The organism is Nitrosomonas oligotropha (assembly GCF_900106555.1).
Lineage (GTDB): Bacteria > Pseudomonadota > Gammaproteobacteria > Burkholderiales > Nitrosomonadaceae > Nitrosomonas > Nitrosomonas oligotropha_A.
On sequence record NZ_FNOE01000014.1, the window covers coordinates 48,396 to 74,649 of the forward strand.

The following is a 26,254-nucleotide window of genomic DNA, read 5'->3' on the forward strand; positions in this document are numbered from 1 at the left end:
TTACTGAGAAGTTAGATTAACAAATTGCGCGACCAGTACAGCCGCCAGTTTTTGCCCATTGTATGGGGACTCCAGGACCAGTTGTGGTTCCTGTCAGAATATATGTGTCAGTAGCTAAGATTCCATTTGCAGCTGCTGGTGTCATGGTTATTGCAGCTGATGTGGCAGTATTGCCACCAACGGTCCCAGATTGTACTTGACCGCTAGCACCAATTGCTCCTGGTACACCATTAGCACCATTTGTACAGTTAAGTAGAGTACCTTGTTCTTGGAAACATAGTTCTATACCGAGTTTAAGTGGAGCAGCAGCTGATACGACTTCACTGAATCTAGCTTTCATTGTATAAGTTTGATATGCAGGCACAGCAACTGCAGCCAGAATACCAATGATGGCGACAACGATCATTAATTCTATCAGAGTAAAACCTTTTTGTGCTTGTTGCATTTGTTGTTCTCCTTTGGGTTGAGTAAGGCACACCAAGTGTGTGTGTAGTGTCTATAGCAGAAACTATGCCAGAATTTTAATTCTGAAAATTTGTTATTTTATCTTTTTTAATTTATCAGGTTGTATCTGATACTTGAGATTGTTTCGAGGATCAGGGAATGTCTCACGTTCTGTGTAGATTTTACAGGGATCAGAATTCATTTTGTTGATTGTCAAATACTTCCTCCCATAAAGCCAACACCGCCATGCGATCATCTTTCAAATGGCCGCCTTCCACTCGAGTGAATTTCTGAGTTTGCCCATCGATGGGCGCATTACCGGTCATATCTACATCGCCATTCAATCGTAAGCGGTGTTGAATGCGCCGGAATTCCCGGTATGCGGAGCGTACTTTATCAGCTGCGCCCTGGGAAATCAGTCTTAGTTCACCAGCGAGTTTCAGTAGTGCGATATTGCCGATATTGCCTGTTAATTGAGGGTATCGGGAAGAATAGCCCAATACCAGATACTGCACGATGAATTCCACATCGATAATACCACCGCGGTCGTGTTTGATGTCGAACAGCGCGGTTGGATTGGGATGGACATCTAGCATTTTTTCGCGCATTTTCAGAATTTCCTGCTTGAGTTCGCCAAGACTACGCGGTTTGCACAGAATTTCCTTGCGCGTATGTTCAAATACCGCGCCCACTTGCTGATCGCCCGCGACGAAACGGGCCCGGGTCAGTGCCTGGTGCTCCCATACCCAAGCTTGTTCGCGCTGGTATTGCGCAAAAGCTTCTATCGAGCTGACCAATAATCCAGAAACACCATTAGGGCGCAAGCGCAGATCCGTTTCGTACAATAGGCCCGCCGATGTATGGCGCGTAAGCCAGCCATTAATGCCTTGTCCAAGCTTGGTATAGATTTCCGCGGCATCGGGATGATCGTCCTCATAAAGAAAAATCAGATCGAGGTCGGAAGCATACCCGAGTTCTTTGCCGCCCAACTTGCCATAGCCGATGATTGCAAACGCGGGTTCTGCCCGGTGACGTCTCTTCAGGCCGGACCAGGCTAAATTCAGCACCGTATCCAGCATCAGATCAGCTAACGCAGTCAGATGATCACTGAGCGTTTCGAGCAGCAATGAACCTTCCAGGTCGGTGACCAGCAGACGGAATACCTGAGCGTGTTGAAAGTGACGTAAAACGTCCATTTGCCACTCAATGACGTCATCCTTGGGGTTGTTGACATGATTGAGTTGATAGACGAGCTCATCGTGGAGTGCGTTCCAATCGGGGACGGGATGTGGCGATTCCTGCCGCAGTAATTCATCCAGCAGAATAGGGTGCCGTCCGAGATAATCGCTTGCCCATTGGCTGATGCTGGCGAGTTCGGCTACGCGATGCAGCGTGTGCGGATGTTCCAGCAGCAGCGCCAGATACGATGTTTGCGGGCTGATTTTTTCCATTAGCTGCAGCATACGCTCCAACGTGGTCTCAACCGGAGGTAGCCCGGCCACAGCTTCAATCAACAGCGGAATTAAGGTATTGATTTGCTCACGGTTGGTTTCAGGTAGTTGCTGATAAAAACTGCCCTGATAAAACAACCGCAGCCGTTCCGAAATTTTGACCGGATTACTAAATCCGAGTGTGCTCAGTTGCATGGTGGCGGCTTCGGTTTGTGAAACGTCTTGTGTTTCGGCTTGCCACAAATTGGCCAGCGTGTCGTGCGCGGATGACTTCCGTGGGGTGGCAAAAATGAGCTCAAAGTGACGCGTTACGTCATTCCGGTGAATGTCGAGCTGCTCCATGAAAGCTGCATAATTGGGAAATCCCATGGCAGTGGCAATCAGCGTTTGGTCGTCCACATTTAGCGGCAGCGTTTGTGTTTGCTGATCGTCGAGATATTGCAGACGATGTTCCAATTTGCGCAGAAACAGATAAGCATCGATAAGTTCCGTTACGGTCTCCATCGGGAGTTGCTGTTTTTTTCGCAGTCGCTGTAAAACACTGAGCGTTGGGCGGATACACAAATCTACATCGCGGCCGCCGCGAATCAACTGAAAAACTTGCGTGATAAATTCGATTTCACGAATGCCGCCGGGCCCCAGTTTAATATTGTCGTGCATTTCGCGGCGCTCGACCTCCTTGCGCAATTGCGCATGCAAGCGGCGCATCGATTCGTATGCGCTGAAATCCAGATATTTTCGGAACACAAAAGGCCGGACAATTTTTTCCATCAAAATCGACTCGGCCTCTGTGCCGGTGTGATTGGCGATCACCCGGCCTTTGATCCAGGCATGGCGCTCCCATTCTCGTCCATGCTTGATGAAATATTCTTCCAGCATGGAAAAACTGATCGCTAAAGGGCTGTTTTCGCCATGAGGGCGTAACCGCATGTCAACCCGGAATACATAACCATCGATGGTCAAATCATTGAGACTGGCGATCAGCTTGCGTCCCAGGCGGGCAAAAAATTCATGGTTTGAAATCGGCTTGGCGCCATCGGTCACGCCATCTTCGGGATAAACAAAAATCAAATCAACATCCGATGATACATTCAGTTCACCGCCGCCCAGTTTGCCCATGGCCACCACCAGCAAATGCTGAATGGCGTTGCTGTTTTCCCCCCTCGGGAATCCGAAACGATCCGATTGCGTCAGCCAGATTTCATGGTGTTGTAAAGCGAAATTGATCGTGACTTCGGCGAGATCGGTCATGCTGGACATCACTTCAAACAAATCGGCTTGACCGCTGATATCGCGTACGGCGAGCCGCAGCATGACTTGTTTGCGCAGATCGCGCAGGGCCTGATGTAAAGTTTCTTCATGGGCAATTTTACCAGCTTGCGAATTAAGAAAAGCCTGCATCTCCTCTCTGCGGAAGGGCAGGTGCAGCGTTTCCTGCAGCGCGATCTTCCGCATCGGCTCACTATCCAAGATGCGTTGTGCATAGCGGCTGAAAGATAATGCGGCGGCGAGGGTTGCAGCGGATGGATGAACGTTTATAGGCATAATCGGGTGGTAAAGGCTATAGAATAGCGAAGCATTTTAGATTAAGCATAAATCAAAATAGAACGTTATCAGAGTAAATGCTAGAATCAAGCCTGTACAGCGGAGATTTTTATTTTCTATAAGATAGTTAATAAAAAGAAAATCACTTAATGATAACGTAATTTAAAAAGGGATTTGCTCACGGTGTTGATTACTGGCTGATTCATTCTAAAAATCAGAACAGTCGAACAACTATGTTAAACAATACCACTAAACAGCAACAAGCAATGATGGAAAACAAAAAACATAAAGGCTTTCGTGTCGCCGCCATTCAAATGGCTTCGGGTCCGAGCGTATCTGCTAATCTGGAAGAAGCTGCGCGCTTGATTGAAGATGCCGCTTCTCAGAAAGCGGAGCTGATAGTATTGCCGGAGTATTTTTGCATCATGGGAATGAAAGATACTGATAAGCTAGCGGTCCGGGAGCAACCGGGCGACGGACAAATTCAGAAATTTCTCAGTGATACGGCAAAACGGCTGGGGATTTGGTTGGTGGGCGGATCAGTGCCGCTGGCGTCATCCGAACCGGATAAAGTCTATAATAGCTGTTTGGTTTACGCGGATAACGGCGAACAGGTCGCGCGCTACGATAAAATTCATCTGTTTGGTCTGCAACTCGGTCATGAACATTATGCCGAGGAAAAAACCATTAAGGCGGGAAATAAAGTGGTGACGGTCGATTCGCCCTTTGGCCGTATCGGTTTGTCGATATGTTACGATCTGCGTTTTCCGGAATTATTCCGCCTGATGAATAATGTTGATATTATTTTGGCGCCCGCGGCGTTTACGGCGATTACCGGAAAAGCACACTGGGAAGTACTGGTACGTGCGCGCGCGGTTGAGAATATGGCTTACGTGATTGCGCCCGGACAAGGCGGTTATCATGTCAATGGGCGTGAAACCAACGGCGATAGCATGATCGTTGATCCCTGGGGGGTTGTCATGGAACGGTTGCCGCGCGGTTCTGGAGCCGTGGTTGCGGCAATCGATCCGGAGTATCAAACCAGCTTACGCACTAATTTACCCGCGTTAGATCACCGGATTTTACAGCCATGTTGATTAAAGCGATTGATAGAACAGCATAAATGACAGCCGAATATATAACAGAGTCAAAGGATTTTCTTGCGATTGCCGATCGCTGCTTGTTGTCGCCTTATGATATCGATACAAGCGGATTGCAACACGTATTAGGACAGATACTGACGCATAAAATCGATTATGCTGATCTTTATTTTCAGTATAGCCGCTCCGAAGGCTGGATGCTGGAAGAAGGTATTGTTAAATCGGGTAGCTTCAATATTGAGCAAGGTGTCGGTGTTCGCGCGGTTTGTGGAGAAAAAACCGGATTTGCTTATTCCGACGATATCAGCATGCCGGCGTTGGTATCAGCCGCTCAAGCAACACGGGCAATTGCCAATCAAGGCAGTATCCAGTCAGCGCAAATTGTGAAACGTAATGCAATTGATCAGCGGTCACAGCTTTATTTACCCGAAGATCCGATAGCGAACCTTAAGGATGCGGATAAAGTGGCGCTGCTGGAAAGATTGGAGCGCATTACCCGGCAGCTTGACCGGCGTGTGACGCAAGTGGTGGCATCACTCGCTGGCGAGTATGAAGTGATCTTAGTGACGCGCAGTGACGGATTGGTTGCAGCCGATGTAAGGCCGCTGGTTCGTTTATCAGTGCAAGTGATCGCGGAAGAGAACGGCCGCCGTGAACAGGGGGTAGCCGGTGGCGGCGGACGCTTCAGTTATGCTTATTTTACCGATGAGATTTTGCACGATTATGCAAAAAAAGCTGTTCATCAAGCCACGGTCAATTTGGATGCCCGTCCGGCCCCGGCTGGCACGATGACGGTGGTTTTAGGAAGCGGCTGGCCTGGGATTTTGTTACATGAAGCAATCGGTCATGGATTGGAAGGGGATTTCAACCGTAAAGGCAGCTCGGCTTTCTCAGGGCGTGTCGGTCAACGCGTTGCCGCTCCCGGTGTTACGGTTGTCGACGACGGAACGATTCCACAGCGGCGCGGGTCGTTAAATATCGATGATGAAGGTAATCCGACACAATGTACTGTATTGATAGAAGATGGCATACTGAGGGGCTACTTGCAGGATAGCCTGAATGCCCGCTTGATGGATTTGCCGGTAACCGGCAATGGTCGGCGTGAATCGTTCGCGCATATTCCTATGCCGCGCATGACGAATACGTATATGTTGAACGGTGACAAAGATCCGGCGGAAATTATCGCCTCGGTGAAGCATGGTTTGTACGCGGCAAACTTTGGCGGCGGTCAGGTTGATATCACCAGCGGGAAATTTGTTTTTTCAGCTGCTGAAGCCTATATGATTGAAGATGGTAAAATCACTTATCCGGTTAAAGGAGCGACCTTAATCGGTAACGGGCCTGATGTATTGACCCGGGTTTCCATGATTGGCAACGATATGCTGTTGGATCCGGGTGTCGGGACTTGCGGGAAAGAAGGTCAGAGTGTGCCGGTGGGTGTCGGGCAGCCGACATTGCGCATCGATGGATTGACTGTCGGCGGGACAGGAATTTGACGATGTGATGATAATTAGAATTTTTTTATAACTTGTTGAAATTGATATTGGGATGCAGAAAGCATGAGCGTGGAATTAACCGGTGCTGAAATTACGATACGTTGTCTGCAGGAAGAAGGAGTGCAGTGTATTTTCGGCTATCCTGGCGGTGCGGTGTTATTTATTTATGATGAATTGTTCAAGCAGGATAAAGTTCGGCACATTTTAGTGCGCCATGAACAGGCTGCGATACATGCCGCCGATGGCTATGCGCGTTCCAGTAATAAAGTGGGCGTGGCGCTGGTAACATCAGGTCCGGGTGTTACCAACGCGGTAACCGGTATTGCCACGGCCTATATGGACTCGATTCCAATGGTGATAATTAGCGGACAAGTGCCTACCAGCGCTATTGGTCTCGATGCATTTCAGGAAGTTGACACTGTGGGTATCACGCGCCCATGCGTCAAGCATAACTTTCTGGTGAAAGATATCACCGAACTGGCGCTGACTATCAAAAAAGCTTTCTATATCGCTTCAACCGGACGACCTGGTCCCGTGCTGGTGGATATCCCAAAAGACATCTCACAGCAAAAAACCAAGTTCGTATACCCGGATAAGATCAGTATGCGTTCCTATAATCCCGTGACCAAAGGGCATTCACGGCAAATTAAGAAAGCGGCGGAATTGATTCTCAGCGCTAAGCGGCCGATGGTGTACGCGGGTGGCGGGGTAATACTAAGCGATGCCGCGCCGCAATTGACCGAGTTAACGCAACTGCTGAATTTTCCGTGCACCAATACGCTGATGGGATTGGGCGGATATCCTGCAACCGATAAGCAATCGCTGGGTATGCTGGGCATGCATGGCACGTACGAAGCGAACATGGCGATGCAGTATTGTGATGTCCTGATAGCTATTGGTGCCCGTTTTGACGATCGTGTGATCGGCAATCCGAAGCACTTTTTCAACGAAAACAGAAAGATCATTCATATCGATATTGATCCGTCTTCTATTTCAAAACGTGTCAAAGTGGATGTGCCAATTGTCGGTGATGTTCTGGACGTGTTGAAAGAGCTGATCAAGCTACTCAAAGCCGAGAAAGAAAAGCCGGATCAAACCGCGTTGAAAGAGTGGTGGAAACAGATCGAACTGTGGCGCGAGCGGGATTGCCTGAAATTTGACCGGAGCAGCAAAATTATCAAACCGCAAATGGTGATTGAGAAGCTATTTAATGTCACCAAGGGCGATGCGTTTATTACGTCGGATGTCGGGCAGCATCAGATGTGGGCCGCGCAGTTTTATAAATTCGATAAACCCCGGCGCTGGATCAATTCCGGCGGGTTGGGCACGATGGGATTCGGTATGCCTGCCGCCATGGGGGTTCAGCTCGCTAATCCGAAAGGGAAGGTAGCGTGTATTACCGGCGAAGCGAGTATCCAGATGTGCATACAGGAATTATCAACGTGTAAACAATACAAACTGCCGCTGAAAATCATTAATTTGAATAATCGTTATATGGGCATGGTCAGGCAATGGCAGGAGTTTTTCCACGGTAACCGTTATGCGGAATCGTATATGAACGCGCTGCCCGATTTTGTCAAGCTGGCTGAAAGTTATGGGCATGTCGGGATGAAAATTGAAAAACCGGAAGATGTCGAGGATGCGCTGAAAGAAGCATTCAAACTGAAAGATCAACTGGTGTTCATGGACTTTATTACCGATCAGACCGAAAACGTATTCCCTATGGTGCCGGGTGGCAAAGGTCTTTCTGAAATGATTCTGGTGTAGAAAATAAATGCGACATATTATTTCTTTATTGATGGAAAATGAGGCGGGTGCTTTGTCTCGTGTAGCAGGCCTGTTCTCGGCGCGTGGTTATAATATTGAATCACTTTCGGTTGCACCTACCGAGGATCCAACATTGTCGCGGATGACGCTGGTAACCATTGGATCGGATGAGGTGGTGGAACAAGTGACCAAGCAGTTGAACAAACTGATTGAAGTGGTCAAAATCATTGATTTGAATGACGGTAATCATATCGAACGCGAGTTGATGCTGGTCAAAGTCCGCGCGGTAGGCCCAGATCGCGAAGAAATCAAACGGCTCGCCGAAATTTTCCGTGGTTCTATCATCGACGTTACGGATAAGTCCTATACCATTGAGTTAACGGGTACCAGCTCGAAACTGGATGCGTTTCTTGAAGCAATCGAGCGCAGCGCGGTTCTGGAAACAGTACGTACCGGCGCTTCCGGCATAGGGCGCGGAGAATGGATTTTAAAGGTATAATCCGCACTTACTGATTAATCCCGGTTTTTAGGCTGGCAATCCAGAGTGATTCATTCGCTAAAATAGTATTCTCTCTATTACCCGCCTGTTTCTATCCTATTTTTGTTTAAAAGGAAAATAATGAAAGTTTATTACGACAAAGACGCAGATCTATCTCTGATTAAGGGGAAAAAAGTAACGATATTGGGTTATGGCTCGCAAGGTCACGCGCATGCTAACAATTTGAGTGAATCCGGTGTGAAAGTAACTGTCGGTCTGCGTAAAGGCGGATTATCTTGGGGTAAAGCGGAAAAAGCCGGATTGAAGGTTATGGAAGTTGCTGAAGCCGTTAAAGATGCTGATGTCGTCATGATTTTATTGCCCGATGAACAAATTGGATCGGTATATAAAAGAGAAATCGAGCCCGGCTTGAAGAAAAATGCGACAGTGGCATTTGCGCATGGTTTCAGCGTGCACTATGGGCAAGTGACGCCGCGTGAAGATCTTGATGTGATCATGATTGCACCCAAAGGGCCAGGTCATCTGGTACGCTCGACCTATCTACAAGGTGGTGGTGTGCCATCACTGATCGCCGTGCATCAGGATAAATCCGGTAAAGCGCGAGATCTGGCACTTTCTTACGCAGCTGCTAACGGCGGTACCCGGGGTGGTGTGATTGAAACCAGTTTCCGCGAAGAAACCGAGACAGACTTGTTCGGAGAACAGGTAGTGCTATGTGGCGGCTTAACTGCATTGATTCAAACTGGTTTTGAGACGCTGGTGGAAGCTGGTTATGCGCCGGAAATGGCGTATTTCGAGTGCTTGCATGAAGTTAAATTGATTGTTGATCTGATTTATGAGGGCGGCATCGCCAATATGCGTTACTCAATTTCCAATAACGCGGAATATGGTGATGTATCACGCGGACCGCGCATTATTACCGACGAAACACGCGCCGAAATGCGCAAAATTCTGCGGGAGATTCAAACTGGTGAGTATGCGCGCGAATTCATTCTCGAGAATCAAGCTGGTGCGCCAGTTCTGAAGGCAAGCCGCCGTATTGCATCCGAGCATCAAATCGAGCAAGTGGGCGCTAAGTTGCGCGACATGATGCCATGGATCAAGAAGAATAAATTGGTTGATCAAGGTAAAAACTAAAAAATTAACTTTATGGCTCATTATCCCCATCCTATCATTGCTCGCGAAGGCTGGTTGCATATTGCGATTGCGTTTGTCGCCGCGCTTGGCGCAACAGAATTAATTGGCTGGCTTTGGGCGCTCCCGTTTTGGGTGATTGCTCTTTTTGTTCTGCAATTTTTTCGCGACCCGCCGCGCGAAGTGCCGGAGAATCGCAATGCCATATTGGCACCGGCTGATGGCAGAATTGTGGCGGTAGAAAAAACCCAAGATCCCTATCTGGAACGGGAAGCTGTCAAGATCAGCGTGTTTATGAATGTATTTAATGTGCATTCCAACCGTAGCCCGGTTGATGGAGAAGTGCGTGACAAATGGTACTTCCCGGGAAAATTCATTAATGCAGATTTACCCAAGGCTTCGCTGGAGAATGAACGCAATGCGTTATGGATTAAAACGGATAATGGCGCCGATGTGACGTGTGTGCAAGTAGCCGGGCTGATTGCAAAGCGCATACTTTGTCATGTATCGCCGGGCGATCATGTGGCGCGCGGTCAGCGCTTCGGTTTCATACGGTTCGGTTCGCGAGTGGATGTATATTTACCGCTTGATACTAAAATCAATGTCAATATCGGAGATAAGGTGTCGGCGACACTGACCGTATTGGCGGAATTTCGCGAAGAAGCTAAACCGGTGGCTTGAAGGAACCGCGTTTCACTTTTTGTGCTAGCGTTGCAGAATCAATAACTGGTATTGAGTCAAGTTTTTCGTGATTCTTGTCATTGATTTTTAACTGAGTATATTTCCGTTTCGTATCCTTTTATTAAAACGCTCATGACGCCTGATTCTCTACCAGAACGTACCGTACTGAAAGCCCGGCTGAGACGGCGCGGCATCTATCTGTTACCCAATTTATTTACGACGGCTGCATTATTCGCCGGGTTTTATGCCATCGTGCAGGCGATGAACGGAAATTTTGAATATTCGGCAATCGCAGTATTCATTGCCATGGTACTGGATGGATTGGATGGCAGGGTAGCGCGATTAACGGGTACCCAAAGCGAGTTCGGCGCCGAATACGATAGCTTGTCGGACATGGTTTCTTTTGGTGTTGCACCGGCATTGATTGTGTATGAATGGGCACTGAAAGAAATGGGGCAATGGGGTTGGATTATTGCATTCATTTATTGCGCTTGTGCCGCATTACGGCTTGCGCGCTTCAATACCAACATCGAAGTGGTCGATAAACGTTTCTTCCAAGGTCTGCCCAGTCCGGCTGCTGCTGCATTGATTGCGGGATTGGTTTGGGTAACGATTGATTTTCAAGTGCAAGGAAGCGATATTAAGGGATTGGCTTCCATCGTGACTTTATTTGCCGGTTTGACGATGGTTAGCAATATTCCATACTACAGCGGCAAGGAGTTTAATTTACGCCGCCGCGTGCCGTTTTTTACGGTCCTGTTATTGGTGCTGTTCTTCTTTGTTTTGATTCCGAGTCATCCGCCGCTGGTCTTATTCATTTTGTTCGCGGTTTATGCATTTTCCGGTTATTTTGTGAAGTTATGGCGATTGGGCAGAAGTAAGAAAAATAGTGAGACCCCCGGTACCTGAAGATTACCTATTGCGTTAAAAGGAAAAACTATTTATATTCCCGTCCATCATGTTTTCTAAGCACTTTACCCAATCATTGCATTTTATTCCAGCTTCGATAGTTCTAGCAGAACTGCTGCTGCGCCTTGCGCGCTAAAATTTTCTCTCCCTATTTCCCTGTCTTCCCTATAAAATTCGCACCACGAGTTTTATTATTCATTAAGGTTTTCTTCCTCAAGTGGAGAGCATAATGCAAGAGCATTTGATTATTTTTGATACGACGTTACGTGACGGTGAGCAAAGTCCTGGTGCATCCATGACAAAAGAAGAGAAGGTACGCATTGCTTGGCAACTGGAGCGCATGGGTGTCGATGTCATTGAAGCTGGTTTTCCCGCAGCTTCCAACGGAGATTTTGAGGCAGTCAAGTCGGTTGCCGATTCGGTTAAAGACAGTATCGTATGCGGTTTGGCGCGGGCGATTGAAGCGGATATTCAACGTGCTGGTGAAGCATTGAAAGGCGCACAATCGGCTCGCATTCATACGTTCATTGCAACATCGCCGATTCATATGAAGAAAAAGCTGCGAATGTCACCTGATCAAGTGATCACACAGGCAGTGAAAGCGGTGAAATGGGCGCGTCAATATACCGATAACGTTGAGTTTTCTCCGGAAGACGCCGGGCGGTCGGAAATTGATTTTCTCTGCCAGATATTGGAAGCAGTGATTGACGCCGGAGCAAAGACATTGAATATTCCGGACACGGTTGGCTATACGATGCCCGATCAATTCGGCAAGCTGATTCATAATCTGCGTGAACGCATACCGAATTCCGATAAAGCGATCTTTTCGGTTCATTGTCATAATGACTTGGGGCTGGCTGTGGCCAATTCATTGACCGCTGTGATGAATGGCGCGCGCCAAGTTGAATGTACGATCAACGGCTTGGGAGAGCGCGCAGGCAACGCTGCGTTGGAGGAGATCGTGATGGCAGTGCGTACGCGCCAGGATTATTTCCCCTGCGATACAAAAATCGATACCACGCATATCGTATCGGCCAGTAAGCTGGTGTCCGGTATTACCGGTTTTCCGGTGCAGCCCAATAAAGCAATTGTGGGCGCCAATGCTTTTGCGCATGAATCCGGTATTCATCAGGATGGTGTGTTGAAGCATCGTGAGACCTACGAAATCATGCGGGCGGAAGATGTCGGGTGGGGCGCGAATAAATTATTGCTGGGAAAACACTCAGGCCGTAATGCTTTCCGTAACCGTTTGATGGAACTGGGAATCGAATTGGAATCCGAGGAAATGCTCAATAATACGTTCATGCGCTTCAAGGAGTTGGCGGATAAGAAACATGAAATCTTCGATGAAGACTTACAAGCGCTGGTTTCAGATGAGGTGCTGGTGTTGCAGGAGCGTTACCGCCTTATATCGCTCACTGTGCATTGTGAAACCGGTGAAGTGCCATATGCACGCATCGTGATTTCCGATGATGGCAAGGAGATGCATGCCGAGTCTCAAGGCAGTGGTCCTGTGGATGCAACTTTCCGTGCGATTGAGACGTTGCTGGCCAGTGAAGCTAAGCTGCAACTGTTCTCGGTGAACAATATTACCAGTGGAACCGATGCGCAAGGTGAAGTGACTGTGCGATTACAGAAATCCGATCGTATCGTAAACGGGCATGGCTCCGATACGGATATAGTTGTGGCTTCGGCAAAGGCTTATCTGAGCGCGTTGAATAAACTGCACAGCAAGCTGGAACGGGCTCACCCGCAAGTGTAGCCGGCTGGGATGAATAAATAAAATGGAAACTCTGCGCAAGATGATGAAACGTAACGTCAAAGTATTATTTTGTTTGATTGTCTTGCTGTTGAGCTTCTCAGTGCAAGCGTTTCAGTTCCAAGATACAACCGGTAAAATTCATAAGCTTACGGATTACAAAGGGCGTTGGGTGCTGGTCAATTTCTGGGCGACGTGGTGCCCGCCCTGCTTGAAAGAAATTCCCGATTTGATTGCGCTGTATGAGCAACGCGAAGATCTGATCGTGATTGGAGTCGCGATGGATGTTGATGACCCGAAAGTGGTGATGGATTTTGTGAAATCCATGTCCATTAACTATCCCATTGTGTTGGGTGACCGGAAAATTGCTTCCCAGCTGGATGACGTTTCGTTATTGCCCAGTACCTATTTTTTTGATCCGGAGGGAAACCCGGCTGCGCGCCAGCAGGGGATTATTTCGCGCGAGAGTATTGAAGAGTTTATAGACTCAAAATCAAACAAAAAAAGTATTAATCAAAAACACTGATTTCACCGACGGCTCATTCTATCCGGTCAGGATGCCGAATAGCGCCATACCGTCTGCCATTTGTTGAACACCAATTGCGGGTAGGCGGCTTCTCCGAGACTACCATTGTATCGTCCTAATGCACGGAAATAGTCGCCTTTTTCCTTATTCAGATAATGACGCAGAATGGTGCAGCCGTAGCGCAAATTCACGCGCAAATGAAACAGATTGTGATCTTGATGGCCAATGACGCCAGTCCAGAATGGCATAACTTGCATATAGCCGCGTGCACCGGCATGTGAAACGGCATATTTTTTAAAACCGCTTTCGACTTGAATGATGCTTAACACCAGTTGCGGATCCAATCCAGCCCGCGTTGCTTCGTAATAAACCGTTCTTAGAAATTCCTCTCGCTCAATCAGGTCCGGTATGTATTTTTCCAAACGGCGGCTCATGTTGATCAGCCAGGTTACGCTGTCTGCTACAGCGGCATATTCGATATATGAAGCTGCTTGATCACTTTTCTCATGAAAAGTGATGGTCTGTGTACTGGCAGATAGCTGTTCATACTGCAAATTGTTGGCATGAATAAAACTGGATGAGAATAATAAGAAGAGTGTACCGATTAGTTTTTGCATAGCTTGGCCGTTATGAATGAAAAAATTTCATCAATGTGTACCGCTTGTGAAGCTTGATCTTTCCGTCCTTGATATTCAATGGTCGATTGCTTGAGTCCTCGTTCGCCGACAACAATCCGGTGCGGAATGCCGATTAATTCCATATCGGCAAACATGACACCAGGGCGCTCATCGCGATCATCCAAGAGTATTTCGATCTGTGCATCGGTGAACTGCTGGTAGAGATTTTCCACGGTATCTTTGACGAGAGCGCTTTTTTGCAGGCCGATGGGTACGATCGCAAGTTGAAAAGGCGCGATGGTGTCAGGGAAAATAATGCCGTGATCATCGTGATTTTGTTCGATAGCAGCCGCGACGATGCGTGAGATACCGATGCCATAGCAACCCATTTCCATATTTTGAGTCTGACCTGATTCGTCGAGATAGTTGGCTTTCATAATTTCGGAATATTTGGTACGTAATTGGAAAATATGACCCACTTCAATGCCGCGGCAAATTTCCAGTTTACCTTTGCCGTCCGGAGAATCATCGCCCGGAACAACATTGCGGATATCAAAGACGTGATCGGGTAGTTTGAGATCGCGTGCAAAGTTTACCTGCGTCAAATGAAAACCTTCTGCATTAGCGCCACACACAAAATTACTCATATTCATGACCGCTTGATCAGCAATCACACGAGTCTCTAAACCGACAGGGCCGATATATCCGGGCACTGTTCCAGTGGTGCGTAGAATATCCTCTTCAGTGGCCATCTGAAACCCGGATAAAAAGGGTATTTTTCTTACTTTTAATTCATTGAGCTGATGATCCCCTCGTAGCAGCAAAAGGAATATTTCGTCATTGGCTTTGACCGCTAGTGTTTTGACGGTTTTTTGCAGCGGGATTTTTAAAAATTCGGCAACTTCGGCACAGGTCTTTTTACCGGGAGTCGCCACTTTTTGCATATCGCCATCCGGCGTGTCGCGTTCTTGTTGAGCAAATAATGCGTTAGCTAATTCGATATTGGCGGCATAGTCCGACTCAGGGCAGAACGCGATGGCATCTTCTCCGGAATCCGCTAATACATGAAACTCATGAGAGCCACTACCCCCGATGGCGCCGGTATCGGCTGCAACGGCACGGAATTTCAATCCGAGGCGGGTGAAAATACGGCTGTAAGTTTCATACATCTGTTGATACGTTTGCATCAAACTATTTTCATCGGTATGGAATGAATAAGCATCTTTCATGATAAATTCGCGCGCGCGCATTACACCGAAGCGCGGCCGGATTTCATCGCGGAATTTTGTTTGAATTTGATAAAAATTGAGTGGCAGCTGGCGGTAGCTTTTGATTTCCTTGCGTGCGATGTCGGTGATGATTTCTTCGTGCGTGGGGCCGAAACAAAAGTCATGCTCATGACGATCCTTGATTTTTAGCATTTGCGGCCCGAAAACATCCCAACGGCCGGTTTCTTGCCATAATTCCGCCGGTTGTATCGCGGGCATGAGCACTTCGATGGCGCCGCTTTTGTTCATTTCCTCCCGCACGATATTCTCTATTTTACGTAATACCCTCAAACCTAATGGCATCCAAGTATACAATCCGCTCCCCAAGCGCTTGATGAGTCCGGCACGGAGCATGAGTTTGTGACTGATAAGCTCCGCTTCGGCAGGAGCTTCTTTAAGCGTTGAAATAAAAAATTGCGAGACGCGCATGAAGGGATTCCATTATGAAAATAAAGTTGTAAGGATTTTACCTTGAAATACTTGGTTAAGTGGGAATTAGTCCCTATATGACGAATAAGTAATTTAATTGAGATTGATGAAAATGCTGGAGTGCTAGGATTTTTATTCTTCGAGCACTTTCAATCTAAAGAAAAGTATGAAAAAATCCACCCATTTGATGGGTCAAATGAGTATTCCATATGATTGACCGTAATGGATATCGCCCCAATGTCGGTATTATCCTCCTGAATTCAAAAAATGAGGTATTCTGGGGCAAACGTATTAGACAAAATTCTTGGCAATTTCCTCAAGGCGGCATTAAGTCGGGAGAAAGTCCCGAACAGGCCATGTATCGGGAATTAAGCGAAGAGATCGGGTTGCGTCCAAATCACGTAGAGATTGTCGGGCGCACACGGGATTGGTTAAGGTACGAGGTTCCCGATCGCTGGATCCGGCGGGAGTGGCGGGGGAATTACAAGGGACAAAAGCAAATTTGGTATTTGCTGCGTTTGATCGGGCGCGATAGTGATGTTTCATTGCGCAGGAGCGCGCACCCCGAATTCGATGCTTGGCGCTGGAACCAGTATTGGATTGAATTGGATTCGGTTGTTGAATTCAAACGTAAAGTATATAAGCAAGCGCTGACGGAATTGTCGCGCTTGTTAAAAACGGATTCTTGCCCCAACCAAAGTATCGGGGCGGGATATGATCAAAAAATTCTACCCAAAGGATCGAAAGAGATCCTGGCCGATCAACTGGAAGTAAACGAGTAGTTCGTCTGAGAGTTTTGCAGGGTTTTTAAGTCGCCCTGCAAGTAACAGGAACGAAGTTGAGCCGTTCCGCTTTTTACAAATTCCCATGTGTGGGTGTTTCATCAGGCGTAATCGGCTGCGCCATTACAGCCGTTTTTTATTTATTTACTTATGGAGAATACCGATGAAGATACGTGCAATGGTTGCGTCGCTGTTATCGATTGGCGCTCTTGTCACTTCGATTAATGTTTCAGCCAATGAACCTATACAGCCCATTAAAGCCGCAAAAGTAGCAAATGCTGATGTGGTTGAACTGGGTAAGATGCTGTTTTTTGATCCCCGTCTGTCAAAATCAGGATTTATTTCATGCAACTCTTGCCATAATTTGAGCATGGGCGGAACGGATAATATTCCTACCTCAATCGGTCATAAATGGCAACAAGGTCCGATTAATGCACCAACCGTCCTTAATGCCAGCATGAACTTGGCGCAATTCTGGGATGGACGCGCTAAGGATCTGAAAGAACAAGCCGGTGGCCCAATTGCTAATCCAGGTGAAATGGCTTCAACCCATAAAGTCGCTGTCGAAGTGCTGCAATCCATTCCTCAGTACCGTGCTCATTTTGCAAAAGCATTTGGTTCCGATCAGGTTGATATTGACCGGGTAACTACTGCGATCGCCGCTTTTGAAGAAACACTTGTTACACCAGGGTCGCGTTTCGATAAATGGCTGGAAGGTGACAAAAAAGCATTGAATGCTCAAGAAGTGGAAGGTTACGAATTATTCAAGAGCAGCGGCTGCGCCGGTTGTCATAACGGTCCAGCAGTTGGCGGTGCGCTTTATCAGAAATTCGGTGTGCATCATCCTTATAAAACCGCAAGCAAAGCGGAAGGAAGAAAAGGGGTCACTGGAAAGGATACTGACTTGAATGTTTTCAAAGTACCGACTTTGCGCAATATTGAATTGACCTATCCCTACTTTCATGATGGCGCAGCAGCAACATTGGAAGATGCTGTAAAAACAATGGGTAAAATTCAGTTGGACCGTGATTTCAATAAGAAAGAAATTGATAGCATCGTTGCTTTCTTAAAGACCCTAACCGGTGATCAACCTGATATTAAACTGCCGGTTTTACCGCCATCCAACAATAATACCCCAAGACCTGTACCGTTCTAATAATGAGTGGTTTGCTGAAAAATAAGCAATTTTAATATTGAAACAAAACCGGGGAATCAATATCCAGGCATACAGGTTGTTAACAAACAATCTGAATGCCTGTGAGTCGCCAATAGGGTAAGTGATGCTACGGGCAGTAGTTAATTTAGATTAATATGACGACTCTACTGTATTAGTGCAATCAGGTATAGATTTACATTAAAAAATAAAGTAGAGTCACTATTCCGATAACCAATAATTAGAATAGGGAGTTACCCATGGGTAACAAGGGACAGTTACTGCAAGATCCGTTTTTGAATATATTACGGAAAGAGCATATTCCGGTATCGATATATCTAGTGAATGGTATTAAATTGCAAGGGCAGATTGATTCATTTGATCAATATGTTGTGTTGTTGAAAAACTCGGTTACGCAAATGGTATACAAACATGCGATTTCTACGGTAGTGCCCGCAAGAGCCGTTACTATTCCCATTGAAACATTGGATGCACGTGATGCCTGATGCTTGAATCAGGTATGGATAAAGCGAATGCTGCCGTTGCAGCGATACTGGTTGGTATTGATTTTGGCAGTAGCACTCATGCTGATAGCTTGCAGGAATTGCAGCAACTAGCTATTAGCGCAGGACTTCAAGTTGCGGCGGTTCTGGAAGGAAAGCGTTCGCGGCCTGATCCAACGACCTATATTGGTAGCGGTAAAGTCGACGAGATTGCACGGTTGATCTCGTTAAACAACGCTACACTCGTTATATTCAATCATGATTTGTCTCCGGCACAGCAGCGCAATTTATCTTTGCGGTTAAATTGTAACGTCATTGACCGCACCAGTCTGATTTTAGATATATTTGCTCAGCGTGCTAAAAGTCATGAAGGAAAATTACAAGTAGAGCTTGCACAGCTTGAGCATCTGGTGACGCGTCTTGTGCGGGGTTGGACTCATCTGGAGCGGCAAAAAGGAGGTATCGGTTTGCGTGGTCCTGGTGAAACGCAATTGGAAACAGATCGCCGTTTGATTCGAAAGCGTGTTAAATTGCTCAAAGAGAAACTTGCAACTCTGCAGCGCCAGCGTACTGTGCAGAGGCGATCAAGGCAGCGTACCAATGTATTGTCGGTATCTATTGTCGGTTATACCAATGCAGGGAAATCGACTCTATTTAATAAGTTGACTCGCGCTCAAACGTATGCCGCCGATCAATTGTTTGCTACATTGGACACGACGACACGAAAATTATTTCTTGCTGAAGGAGGGTCGGTAGTCATTTCTGACACGGTAGGATTCATTCGAGAACTACCGCATACCTTGGTGGCGGCTTTTCGTGCCACACTCGAAGAAACCGTGCAAGCCGATATCTTGTTGCATGTTATCGATGCCAGCAGTCCTAACCGGGATGAGCAAATCGAAGAAGTGAATAAGATTTTAAAAGAGATTGGCGCTGATACGATTCCGCAAATTTTAATCTTAAATAAGATTGATCTGACTGACTTGGCAGAAGCTAGTAAAGGTTGCACACGTGACGAATATGATAGAATATCTCGCATTCGTTTAAGTGCAAAAACTGGTGAAGGAATAGCACTTGTAAGGCAGGCATTGACAGAAGCAGTAGTAGAAAACTCTAAGAAATTATATGAAGAACCTACAGATATTCCGAAAATAACTGGAGATTGTGCTACGGTACAAGAACTTTTTTGAACGAACAAAACAGGAATTGTTATGGGATTAAATGATCCACAATGGGGAAAAAACAAAGGTGATTCTGGTCCGCCGGATCTGGATGATGTGCTGCGTAATGTCAACAAAAAGATCAATAATATTTTCGGGCAAAAAAAAGGCGGTGGAGGCGATGACGGCTCTGGCTCTAACACTCCAAGCCCTAAGCCGCAAAGTGGTAGTAGCATCGCAGTGATTCTTGGTTTGCTTGCGGTAGTCTGGTCGGCAAGCGGATTTTATATCGTGGATGAAGGGCATAGAGGCGTTGTGTTGCGTTTTGGCCAGTATGTTGATACCGCTCCGGCAGGTTTGCGGTGGCATATACCTTACCCGGTCGAGAAAGTGGAAGTAGTAAACGTCAGTCAAGTTCGCACGGTTGAAATTGGTTATCGTAACAATGTGCGCAGTAAAGTACTGCGGGAATCATTGATGTTAACTGATGATGAAAACATCATCGATATTCAATTTGCGGTGCAATACATATTGAATAATCCGGAGAATTTCCTATTTAAGAATAGGAATCCTGACGAAGCTGTTTTGCAGGCGGCAGAAACGGCAATCCGTCAAGTAATCGGTAAAAGTAAAATGGACTATGTTCTTTACGAAGGCCGTGAGCAAGTTGCAGCTAATGCAACGCAATTAATGCAGAAGATTTTGGATCGTTATGAGATTGGTATTTCGATCAGCAGAGTAACGATGCAAAATGCCCAACCGCCTGAGCAAGTTCAAGCAGCCTTTGACGATGCGGTTAAAGCCGGACAAGACAGAGAACGGCAAAAGAACGAAGGCCAGGCTTATGCCAATGACGTAATTCCAAGAGCGGTAGGTAATGCGGCTCGATTGATTCAGGAGTCAGAGGGTTATAAGCAACGAGTGATTGTCAGTGCGGAGGGTGATGCCAGCCGTTTCGAACAAATTCTTGCTGAATATAGCAAAGCGCCGAAAGTTACGCGTGAACGTCTATATCTTGACATGATGCAGCAAGTACTTTCTAACACCAGCAAGATTATTGTTGATCAGAAAAGCGGTAACAACCTCTTGTACTTGCCATTGGATAAGTTGGTTAATATGAGTGGAGCACCATCATCGGTTTCACCTGTCTCTGTGCAGCCCATGATGCAGGAAACGACAGCTGAGAGCGGCAGTGTGCGGGCTCGAGAATCTTTTCGCAGTCGCGAACGGGAGGCAAGATAGATGAAAAGTTTTACATCAGTATTTTCAGGCATTGTTATCGCAATTTTTTTCCTGGGTAGCTCAGCTATTTATGTTGTGGATGAACGGCAGCAAGCCATTTTGTTCCAGTTGGGTGAAGTTATCGATGTTAAAACCGAACCCGGGTTATACTTCAAAATTCCAATTGCTCATAATGTGCGTTATTTTGAGAAACGTATTCTGACAATGAATACCGAAGAACCTGAGCGCTTTATTACGTCAGAGAAAAAGAACGTTCTGGTGGATTTGTTTGTGAAATGGCGTATTGTCGATGTAAAACAATATTACATCAGTGTGCGTGGCGATGAAGCACTGGCGCAAACACGTTTGGCGCAGACTATCAATGCAAGTTTGCGCGATGAGTTTGGTAACCGCACTGTTCACGACGTGGTTTCGGGTGAGCGTGATGTCATCATGGAAATTATGCGCCAGAAAGCGGATAACGATGCGCGCTCTATTGGTGTGGAAGTAGTCGATGTGCGCTTGAAGCGTGTCGATCTTCCGCAAGAGGTCAGCGAGTCGGTATTTAGACGTATGGAAGCGGAACGTAAAAGGGTTGCCAACGAATTACGTTCTACCGGTGCGGCTGAATCAGAAAAAATTCGCGCGGATGCCGATAGGCAGCGTGAAGTAATATTAGCCGAAGCTTACCGGGAAGCGCAAAAAACGATGGGTGATGGTGATAGTCAAGCAGCAGCGACTTATGCCACTGCATTTCAGAAAGATCCGGAATTTTATGCTTTCTGGCGTAGCGTCGATGCTTATAAACAGTCATTCAAGAACAAGGGCGACATGTTGGTGTTGGAACCTACCTCCGATTTCTTCAAGTATCTGAGAAACCCGGCAGTCAGCAAGTAGGTAACGAGGAGCGGTATAGATGAAGGTATAAACGCAATTTCTGCATTGCATACCTAGGTGGTTTTTATGTAACTCGATTATGTAATGACTGAGAAAGAGGTTCTGGAAATCGTAATGGTTCTTGTATATGCGATTACATCAGAACCTCTTAATTTTTCTGCTTCTTGTAGAGAAATTATGTTGGCACGATTAAACCGGAGTGGTTCTGAGTATGTGGGAAACTTTTCTTAATGCAGTTGCATTGATGTTAATTTTAGAAGGAATGTTACCCTTTCTATCACCGCAGACATGGCGGGAAGCATTTAGAAAACTGACGGAGATTAACGATAATCAGATCCGGTTTGTAGGTTTGACTTCGATGTTAGTCGGATTAATGGTGCTTCTTATCGTCAGTTGATGTTTTTTTATTCTTTTTGTTGACAGCTCGTCAATCATAAATATGCGTAATTGGTTACTTCCAGAGTTTGTTGAAGATATATTGCCTGCGGAAGCAATACATATTGAAGGTATGCGCCGCCAGATCATAGATCTGCTGATGGTGCATGGCTATCAACAAGTGGTGCCGCCTTTATTGGAGTATGTAGAATCGTTGCTGACCGGTAGTGGCAGTGACATGGATTTGCACATGTTTAAGGTGATTGATCAGTTGAGTGGCCGCATGATGGGGCTACGTGCCGATATGACACCGCAAGTGGCAAGAATTGACGCGCATTTGTTGAATTTTGAAGGCATTACACGTTTGTGTTATGCCAATAGCGTATTGCATACCGCGCCCGCGGGCATAACCAAAACGCGAGAGCCTTTACAAGTAGGTGCAGAGCTTTATGGTCATTCCGGTCTGGAGAGTGACTTAGAAATTCAGCGACTTATGTTGCAGTGCCTGACTGTCTCCGGTGTGAGCGCAATCCAATTGGATCTTGGTCATGTTGCAGTTTTTCGTGGCTTGATTAAAGGCGCGGGTATTTCGCACGAACTTGAAGCTGAACTTTACGCGGTATTGCAAGCAAAAGATGTGTCCACTTTACAGGAACTGTGTGTGGATTTGCAAAAGCAAACACGAGAAGCATTATTGCTATTGCCTGAACTGTATGGCGATCACAAAGTGCTTGCTGATGCGGCCAGCCGATTACCGGACTATCGGGAAATCAGAGCGGCTCTGAATGAACTGAGCATTGCTAAAGAAGAGCTGAAACCGATTGTCGATGAGATCGCATTCGATTTGGCCGATTTACGCGGCTATCATTACCATACCGGAATGGTTTTTGCCGCCTATACTAGCGGTTGCTCCAATGCGATTGCTTTAGGCGGACGTTATGATGAAATAGGCAAAGCATTCGGGCGAGCCCGCCCGGCCACAGGTTTCAGTATGGATTTAAGAGAATTGTCCAGATTGATGAAGCCGCAATCGTATCCAAAGGCAATCAGCGCGCCTTATCAGAAAAAAAACACTGAATTGGAAAACAAAATTGAGCAATTGCGTAAGGTAGGGCAGATCGTTGTGGTGGAATTGCCGGGGCAAAAAGGCAAATCTCTCGATTGCGATAGGGAATTAATATTGCATGACGGGCAATGGATCGTTAAAAAAATTTAATCATTTGGAAACAGAATTTTTTAGAGATTAGCAATATGACTAAAAATGTTGTCGTCATTGGTACGCAATGGGGCGATGAAGGAAAAGGCAAGATCGTCGACTGGCTAACGGATCATGCGCAAGGCGTGGTGCGTTTTCAAGGCGGACATAATGCAGGTCACACATTGGTCATCGGCAACAAGAAAACCGTATTGCACCTGATTCCCTCCGGTATTCTGCGTGATACGGTGGTTTGTTATATCGGTAATGGTGTTGTGATTTCGCCGGAGGCGCTGCTCAGTGAAATTGATATGTTGGAGCAAAGCGGAATTGATGTCAGCAATCGATTGCGGATTAGTGAAGCCTGCCCGTTAATTTTACCCTGTCATATTGCCTTGGATAACGCGCGCGAGACTGCCAGGGGTGTCGGAAAAATAGGCACTACGGGGCGCGGCATTGGACCGGCTTACGAAGATAAAGTCGCACGTCGGGCTATTCGCTTGCAGGACCTGTTTCACCGCGATCGTTTTGCTGCTAAGCTGGGTGAGATGCTGGATTATCATAATTTCGTGTTGAAAAATTATTTTCAAGCACCGATTATAGATTTTCAAAAAACAATGGATGATGCATTGGCCCAAGCCGAGAGAATCAAACCCATGGTAGCCGATGTTCCGCGATTGTTATTTGAAGCGAATAAAGCGGGAAATAATCTGTTGTTTGAAGGTGCGCAAGGCGCGCTACTTGATGTCGATCATGGCACATATCCTTTCGTCACATCCAGCAATTGCGTGGCTGGCGCAGCAGCTCCCGGGAGTGGAGTCGGGCCGCAGATGCTGCATTATGTTCTTGGAATTACCAAAGCCTATACCACGCGGGTTGGATCAGGACCATTTCCAACAGAATTGGATGACGAGGTTGGCAAGCATCTTGCAAAGCGCGGCCATGAATTTGGATCAACTACTGGACGACCGCGCCGCTGCGGCTGGTTTGATGCGGTCGCGCTGAAGCGTTCAATACAAATCAATGGTGTGACAGGACTATGTATTACTAAACTGGATGTATTGGACGGTGTGGAAAGTTTGAATCTTGGTGTTGGTTATAAATTGAGCAATGGCAGCAGCAGTACTATTCTGCCCGTTGGTGCTGATGATCTGGATAACTGTGAGCCAATCTACGAGGAAATACCGGGTTGGTCAGAAAATACGGCTGGGATTAGGGAGTTCACACAATTACCCAAAGCAGCGCAAAATTATCTGAAACGTCTTGAAGAAGTTTGTGAAATACCGATCGATATGATTTCCACCGGACCGGACAGAGAAGAGACGATTCTGCTACGTCATCCATTTAAATAATGCCGCTTGTTAGAAGCTAATCGTGCGTGATGCTGATGCTGTACAAATTGTGAGCTGGGAAGAAGCGGCGACGGCTCTTCGTGTAGTCCGAACAGCGGTGTTTATACGCGAACAGCTGGTTCTAGAAGAATTGGAGTGGGATCAGTTTGATGCAGTCAGCGTGCATGCGCTTGCTGTGAATAACGCCGGACAACCGGTGGGGACAGCGCGGCTATTGCCGGATGGCCATATTGGCCGTATGGCGGTATTAAAAGAATGGCGCGGTCAAGGTTTGGGCAGTGCATTGCTGACTAGATTATTACAAGTATTAGTAAAACGGCATCAGTTTCAAGCGCAATTACATGCACAAACGAGCGCTATACCATTCTATAAAAAATTTGGATTCGAAATTGTGGGAGAAGAATTTATCGAAGCCGATATTCCACATGTCAAAATGACACTATCTATCAAATAATCAATTTTGACTATTTGACCTCCGATTTGCCCCATTCATTTGCCAGTGCATCGGAAGCTTGTTTCCACCGGTTAGTTGCGTGTTCCATCGCGATTCTAGCTTGTTCCGATTTCCTCTTGGCTGCTTCAGCTTCGCGTTCGGCTTCAATCATCTTTTGCTTAGCTGAAGCCAGTTTTTTCTCAGCAAAAGTAACATCTTTGGTCGAAGATTCGGCAGCTTGTTTGGCTTCCATCATTTTTTCATAGGCTACGCTGGCATTTTTTTGTAGAAGCTCAATGGTTTCAGCATGAGCAAACGAGACGATCAGAATACTCAGTATGCATAAAGTGGATTTTAATAGTTTCAAATTGAAATTCATTATCATGATTTATGGACTCAAAGTTTTCTGCATTGCTCTTAGCTCAATCTAAGTTGAGGTAAAATCAGTATAACAAAAAGCAGATGTTTTTGCTGATTGCTGTCGGTTATCAAATCTTTATTAAAGATCTACAAAACAAAATTGAGATAAAATTTTTCAGGTGAATAAGTATGATGAAAAGTGTAAGAATGTTGTTATCAGTATTTAAAATCAGTGCGGGCTTATTGTTCGGTATAGGGCTAATTACCTATGCCGCACCGACATTAGCCAATTGCGAAGGTTGTTTATGTCCTGGAGACCCTTGTAATCTTTGCCCATTGCCAGCGATGGAAAGTGACCGGCCGAAACCAAATGAACCAGATCTCTGCGCCAGAATCAGAGAAAAAGTGCCGCCAACCTCGGCTCAACCAGGATCAAACGAATATTTTCCCAATCTAGACAAATCGGTAATGGTTTGTGTCAATGAAGGTGGTGATGTTATTCGGAATAAACAGCGCAATCCGGAATATCCATCGCGGTTTTATTGTAAACCTCCGCGTTCTATAAAACAGAATTAGTAAAAATCTAACATCGTTTTTATAATTCTAGTTTTGAAAAATTATAACGATGAGTGGTAGTCATTAAAATGCTTGAGGTTTGTAGATTTACTTCAGGTTTTAGGCAGTTATGGTTGCAATATAGAAAAAAAGAAAGTAGTATCCAATCCTTTTTCTTTGAAGGAGCTGTGGATTTTTATGGCTAACAGTGCACAAGCAAGAAAGCGTGCGAGACAAGCGGTCAAACGCAGAGAATACAATGTCAGTTTGCGGTCTAAATTACGTACTGCAATAAAATCGGTTAGAAAGGCAATTGGAACAGGAAATAAGGAATTGGCCCAAAATGCTTTTAATAGTTCTCTGGGAACTGTGGATTCAATTGCTGGTAAGGGCATTATTCATAAAAATAAGGCTGCGCGTTATAAAAGCCGATTATCCGCTGCCATCAAAATGTTGAATAGCTAAGGAATAGTTAATTTACTTTTTATTTCATAGCGCAAGAAAGTATTGAAAAAAACGAGATCCGCGATGGCGCCTTGTTTAGTGTCCCCTTGACAGTGGTGAGGTGACTAAGTAGTCTAGAGGAGGCTACCTGCCTGTGTTTTGGGAAGCTGTATGGGCAGAGGGGACCGGATGGATTGAG

26 protein-coding genes are annotated in these 26,254 nt (G+C 46.2%); 21 read left to right on the forward strand and 5 right to left on the reverse strand.

Annotated elements, in window-relative coordinates; translation table 11 throughout:
- Positions 1 to 16: 16 nt before the first annotated feature.
- Complete coding sequence (locus BLU57_RS09140) at positions 17 to 445, reverse strand: pilin (protein ID WP_090319551.1); 429 nt, start codon at positions 443 to 445, stop codon at positions 17 to 19.
- Positions 446 to 635: 190 nt separating this feature from the next.
- Positions 636 to 3,440: a bifunctional [glutamate--ammonia ligase]-adenylyl-L-tyrosine phosphorylase/[glutamate--ammonia-ligase] adenylyltransferase gene (glnE, locus tag BLU57_RS09145; protein ID WP_090319554.1), complete on the reverse strand. Its 2,805-nt coding sequence runs from the start codon at positions 3,438 to 3,440 to the stop codon at positions 636 to 638.
- A gap of 266 nt (positions 3,441 to 3,706) precedes the next feature.
- Here glnE and BLU57_RS09150 point away from each other — a divergent pair, with 266 nt between their 5' ends.
- The 9 genes from BLU57_RS09150 to BLU57_RS09190 all read left to right on the forward strand — a co-directional run bounded on the left by BLU57_RS09150 (position 3,707) and on the right by BLU57_RS09190 (position 13,311).
- Positions 3,707 to 4,537 (forward strand): carbon-nitrogen hydrolase family protein, encoded by an 831-nt coding sequence (locus tag BLU57_RS09150; protein WP_090319630.1) that lies wholly within the window; start codon positions 3,707 to 3,709, stop codon positions 4,535 to 4,537.
- Positions 4,538 to 4,563: 26 nt separating this feature from the next.
- Positions 4,564 to 6,036, forward strand: coding sequence for a metalloprotease TldD (gene tldD, locus BLU57_RS09155; RefSeq protein ID WP_090319556.1), 1,473 nt, complete (start codon positions 4,564 to 4,566; stop codon positions 6,034 to 6,036).
- 63 nt (positions 6,037 to 6,099) lie between these two features.
- Complete coding sequence (locus tag BLU57_RS09160) at positions 6,100 to 7,803, forward strand: acetolactate synthase 3 catalytic subunit (RefSeq protein ID WP_090319559.1); 1,704 nt, start codon at positions 6,100 to 6,102, stop codon at positions 7,801 to 7,803.
- Between the two features lie 7 nt (positions 7,804 to 7,810).
- Positions 7,811 to 8,302, forward strand: coding sequence for an acetolactate synthase small subunit (gene ilvN / locus BLU57_RS09165; protein ID WP_090319562.1), 492 nt, complete (start codon positions 7,811 to 7,813; stop codon positions 8,300 to 8,302).
- 120 nt (positions 8,303 to 8,422) lie between these two features.
- A complete protein-coding gene (gene ilvC, locus BLU57_RS09170; RefSeq protein ID WP_090319565.1) occupies positions 8,423 to 9,439 on the forward strand; it encodes a ketol-acid reductoisomerase in 1,017 nt (338 codons plus the stop codon).
- Between the two features lie 12 nt (positions 9,440 to 9,451).
- Positions 9,452 to 10,117 (forward strand): phosphatidylserine decarboxylase, encoded by a 666-nt coding sequence (locus BLU57_RS09175; RefSeq protein ID WP_090319568.1) that lies wholly within the window; start codon positions 9,452 to 9,454, stop codon positions 10,115 to 10,117.
- 132 nt (positions 10,118 to 10,249) lie between these two features.
- Positions 10,250 to 11,026 carry a CDP-diacylglycerol--serine O-phosphatidyltransferase gene (gene pssA / locus BLU57_RS09180; RefSeq protein ID WP_090319571.1) on the forward strand — a complete coding sequence of 259 codons (777 nt, stop codon included), beginning with the start codon at positions 10,250 to 10,252 and terminating at the stop codon, positions 11,024 to 11,026.
- A gap of 229 nt (positions 11,027 to 11,255) precedes the next feature.
- Positions 11,256 to 12,788 (forward strand): 2-isopropylmalate synthase, encoded by a 1,533-nt coding sequence (locus BLU57_RS09185; RefSeq protein WP_090319574.1) that lies wholly within the window; start codon positions 11,256 to 11,258, stop codon positions 12,786 to 12,788.
- A gap of 22 nt (positions 12,789 to 12,810) precedes the next feature.
- On the forward strand, positions 12,811 to 13,311 hold the full coding sequence (locus BLU57_RS09190) for a TlpA family protein disulfide reductase (protein WP_256206152.1): 501 nt from the start codon (positions 12,811 to 12,813) through the stop codon (positions 13,309 to 13,311).
- Positions 13,312 to 13,337: 26 nt separating this feature from the next.
- Here the strand turns inward: BLU57_RS09190 and BLU57_RS09195 are convergent, their stop codons facing one another.
- Both BLU57_RS09195 and BLU57_RS09200 read right to left on the reverse strand, forming a co-directional pair.
- Positions 13,338 to 13,928, reverse strand: coding sequence for a lytic transglycosylase domain-containing protein (locus BLU57_RS09195; RefSeq protein WP_090319576.1), 591 nt, complete (start codon positions 13,926 to 13,928; stop codon positions 13,338 to 13,340).
- Positions 13,916 to 15,625, reverse strand: a complete 1,710-nt coding sequence (locus BLU57_RS09200) for a proline--tRNA ligase (protein ID WP_090319579.1) — start codon at positions 15,623 to 15,625, stop codon at positions 13,916 to 13,918. The genes BLU57_RS09195 and BLU57_RS09200 overlap by 13 nt, the downstream gene beginning before the upstream one ends.
- Positions 15,626 to 15,834: 209 nt before the next feature.
- On the opposite strand from BLU57_RS09200, the gene BLU57_RS09205 reads away from it, so the two are divergent.
- The 10 genes from BLU57_RS09205 (at position 15,835) to BLU57_RS09250 (ending at position 24,717) form a co-directional block, all read left to right on the forward strand.
- Positions 15,835 to 16,407 (forward strand): RNA pyrophosphohydrolase, encoded by a 573-nt coding sequence (locus tag BLU57_RS09205; RefSeq protein WP_090319582.1) that lies wholly within the window; start codon positions 15,835 to 15,837, stop codon positions 16,405 to 16,407.
- A gap of 163 nt (positions 16,408 to 16,570) precedes the next feature.
- Positions 16,571 to 17,563 carry a cytochrome-c peroxidase gene (locus BLU57_RS09210; RefSeq protein WP_090319584.1) on the forward strand — a complete coding sequence of 331 codons (993 nt, stop codon included), beginning with the start codon at positions 16,571 to 16,573 and terminating at the stop codon, positions 17,561 to 17,563.
- A gap of 257 nt (positions 17,564 to 17,820) precedes the next feature.
- Positions 17,821 to 18,066, forward strand: coding sequence for an RNA chaperone Hfq (gene hfq / locus BLU57_RS09215; RefSeq protein ID WP_090319587.1), 246 nt, complete (start codon positions 17,821 to 17,823; stop codon positions 18,064 to 18,066).
- Positions 18,066 to 19,253: a GTPase HflX gene (gene hflX / locus BLU57_RS09220; protein WP_090319589.1), complete on the forward strand. Its 1,188-nt coding sequence runs from the start codon at positions 18,066 to 18,068 to the stop codon at positions 19,251 to 19,253. The genes hfq and hflX overlap by 1 nt, the downstream gene beginning before the upstream one ends.
- A 21-nt stretch (positions 19,254 to 19,274) precedes the next feature.
- Positions 19,275 to 20,465 (forward strand): FtsH protease activity modulator HflK, encoded by a 1,191-nt coding sequence (gene hflK, locus BLU57_RS09225; RefSeq protein ID WP_090319591.1) that lies wholly within the window; start codon positions 19,275 to 19,277, stop codon positions 20,463 to 20,465.
- Positions 20,466 to 21,341 (forward strand): protease modulator HflC, encoded by an 876-nt coding sequence (gene hflC, locus BLU57_RS09230; RefSeq protein ID WP_090319593.1) that lies wholly within the window; start codon positions 20,466 to 20,468, stop codon positions 21,339 to 21,341.
- Between the two features lie 211 nt (positions 21,342 to 21,552).
- A complete protein-coding gene (locus BLU57_RS09235; protein WP_090319596.1) occupies positions 21,553 to 21,738 on the forward strand; it encodes a DUF2065 domain-containing protein in 186 nt (61 codons plus the stop codon).
- A 42-nt stretch (positions 21,739 to 21,780) separates the two neighbouring features.
- Complete coding sequence (locus BLU57_RS09240) at positions 21,781 to 22,932, forward strand: ATP phosphoribosyltransferase regulatory subunit (protein ID WP_090319600.1); 1,152 nt, start codon at positions 21,781 to 21,783, stop codon at positions 22,930 to 22,932.
- 35 nt (positions 22,933 to 22,967) lie between these two features.
- Positions 22,968 to 24,263, forward strand: a complete 1,296-nt coding sequence (locus BLU57_RS09245) for an adenylosuccinate synthase (RefSeq protein ID WP_090319603.1) — start codon at positions 22,968 to 22,970, stop codon at positions 24,261 to 24,263.
- Positions 24,264 to 24,285: 22 nt separating this feature from the next.
- A complete protein-coding gene (locus BLU57_RS09250) occupies positions 24,286 to 24,717 on the forward strand; it encodes a GNAT family N-acetyltransferase (RefSeq protein ID WP_090319607.1) in 432 nt (143 codons plus the stop codon).
- A 10-nt stretch (positions 24,718 to 24,727) separates the two neighbouring features.
- Here the strand turns inward: BLU57_RS09250 and BLU57_RS09255 are convergent, their stop codons facing one another.
- The gene (locus BLU57_RS09255; RefSeq protein ID WP_143026955.1) at positions 24,728 to 25,063 is read right to left on the reverse strand and encodes a hypothetical protein; all 336 of its coding nucleotides are present in this window, start codon (positions 25,061 to 25,063) and stop codon (positions 24,728 to 24,730) included.
- 182 nt (positions 25,064 to 25,245) lie between these two features.
- On the opposite strand from BLU57_RS09255, the gene BLU57_RS09260 reads away from it, so the two are divergent.
- Together BLU57_RS09260 and rpsT are read left to right on the forward strand one after the other, a co-directional pair.
- Positions 25,246 to 25,632 carry a hypothetical protein gene (locus BLU57_RS09260; RefSeq protein ID WP_256206154.1) on the forward strand — a complete coding sequence of 129 codons (387 nt, stop codon included), beginning with the start codon at positions 25,246 to 25,248 and terminating at the stop codon, positions 25,630 to 25,632.
- Positions 25,633 to 25,809: 177 nt separating this feature from the next.
- Positions 25,810 to 26,076: a 30S ribosomal protein S20 gene (gene rpsT, locus BLU57_RS09265; RefSeq protein WP_090319638.1), complete on the forward strand. Its 267-nt coding sequence runs from the start codon at positions 25,810 to 25,812 to the stop codon at positions 26,074 to 26,076.
- The last annotated feature ends 178 nt before the right edge of the window (positions 26,077 to 26,254 follow it).

Excerpts from the sequence above, each read along its gene's own strand:
- BLU57_RS09140 (WP_090319551.1), bottom strand. The coding sequence starts at position 445 with ATGCAACAAGCACAAAAAGGTTTTACTCTGATAGAATTAATGATCGTT.
- glnE (WP_090319554.1), bottom strand. The coding sequence starts at position 3,440 with ATGCCTATAAACGTTCATCCATCCGCTGCAACCCTCGCCGCCGCATTA.
- BLU57_RS09150 (WP_090319630.1), top strand. The coding sequence starts at position 3,707 with ATGATGGAAAACAAAAAACATAAAGGCTTTCGTGTCGCCGCCATTCAA.
- tldD (WP_090319556.1), top strand. The coding sequence starts at position 4,564 with ATGACAGCCGAATATATAACAGAGTCAAAGGATTTTCTTGCGATTGCC.
- BLU57_RS09160 (WP_090319559.1), top strand. The coding sequence starts at position 6,100 with ATGAGCGTGGAATTAACCGGTGCTGAAATTACGATACGTTGTCTGCAG.
- ilvN (WP_090319562.1), top strand. The coding sequence starts at position 7,811 with ATGCGACATATTATTTCTTTATTGATGGAAAATGAGGCGGGTGCTTTG.
- ilvC (WP_090319565.1), top strand. The coding sequence starts at position 8,423 with ATGAAAGTTTATTACGACAAAGACGCAGATCTATCTCTGATTAAGGGG.
- BLU57_RS09175 (WP_090319568.1), top strand. The coding sequence starts at position 9,452 with ATGGCTCATTATCCCCATCCTATCATTGCTCGCGAAGGCTGGTTGCAT.
- pssA (WP_090319571.1), top strand. The coding sequence starts at position 10,250 with ATGACGCCTGATTCTCTACCAGAACGTACCGTACTGAAAGCCCGGCTG.
- BLU57_RS09185 (WP_090319574.1), top strand. The coding sequence starts at position 11,256 with ATGCAAGAGCATTTGATTATTTTTGATACGACGTTACGTGACGGTGAG.
- BLU57_RS09190 (WP_256206152.1), top strand. The coding sequence starts at position 12,811 with ATGGAAACTCTGCGCAAGATGATGAAACGTAACGTCAAAGTATTATTT.
- BLU57_RS09195 (WP_090319576.1), bottom strand. The coding sequence starts at position 13,928 with ATGCAAAAACTAATCGGTACACTCTTCTTATTATTCTCATCCAGTTTT.
- BLU57_RS09200 (WP_090319579.1), bottom strand. The coding sequence starts at position 15,625 with ATGCGCGTCTCGCAATTTTTTATTTCAACGCTTAAAGAAGCTCCTGCC.
- BLU57_RS09205 (WP_090319582.1), top strand. The coding sequence starts at position 15,835 with ATGATTGACCGTAATGGATATCGCCCCAATGTCGGTATTATCCTCCTG.
- BLU57_RS09210 (WP_090319584.1), top strand. The coding sequence starts at position 16,571 with ATGAAGATACGTGCAATGGTTGCGTCGCTGTTATCGATTGGCGCTCTT.
- hfq (WP_090319587.1), top strand. The coding sequence starts at position 17,821 with ATGGGTAACAAGGGACAGTTACTGCAAGATCCGTTTTTGAATATATTA.
- hflX (WP_090319589.1), top strand. The coding sequence starts at position 18,066 with ATGCTTGAATCAGGTATGGATAAAGCGAATGCTGCCGTTGCAGCGATA.
- hflK (WP_090319591.1), top strand. The coding sequence starts at position 19,275 with ATGGGATTAAATGATCCACAATGGGGAAAAAACAAAGGTGATTCTGGT.
- hflC (WP_090319593.1), top strand. The coding sequence starts at position 20,466 with ATGAAAAGTTTTACATCAGTATTTTCAGGCATTGTTATCGCAATTTTT.
- BLU57_RS09235 (WP_090319596.1), top strand. The coding sequence starts at position 21,553 with ATGTGGGAAACTTTTCTTAATGCAGTTGCATTGATGTTAATTTTAGAA.
- BLU57_RS09240 (WP_090319600.1), top strand. The coding sequence starts at position 21,781 with ATGCGTAATTGGTTACTTCCAGAGTTTGTTGAAGATATATTGCCTGCG.
- BLU57_RS09245 (WP_090319603.1), top strand. The coding sequence starts at position 22,968 with ATGACTAAAAATGTTGTCGTCATTGGTACGCAATGGGGCGATGAAGGA.
- BLU57_RS09260 (WP_256206154.1), top strand. The coding sequence starts at position 25,246 with ATGATGAAAAGTGTAAGAATGTTGTTATCAGTATTTAAAATCAGTGCG.
- rpsT (WP_090319638.1), top strand. The coding sequence starts at position 25,810 with ATGGCTAACAGTGCACAAGCAAGAAAGCGTGCGAGACAAGCGGTCAAA.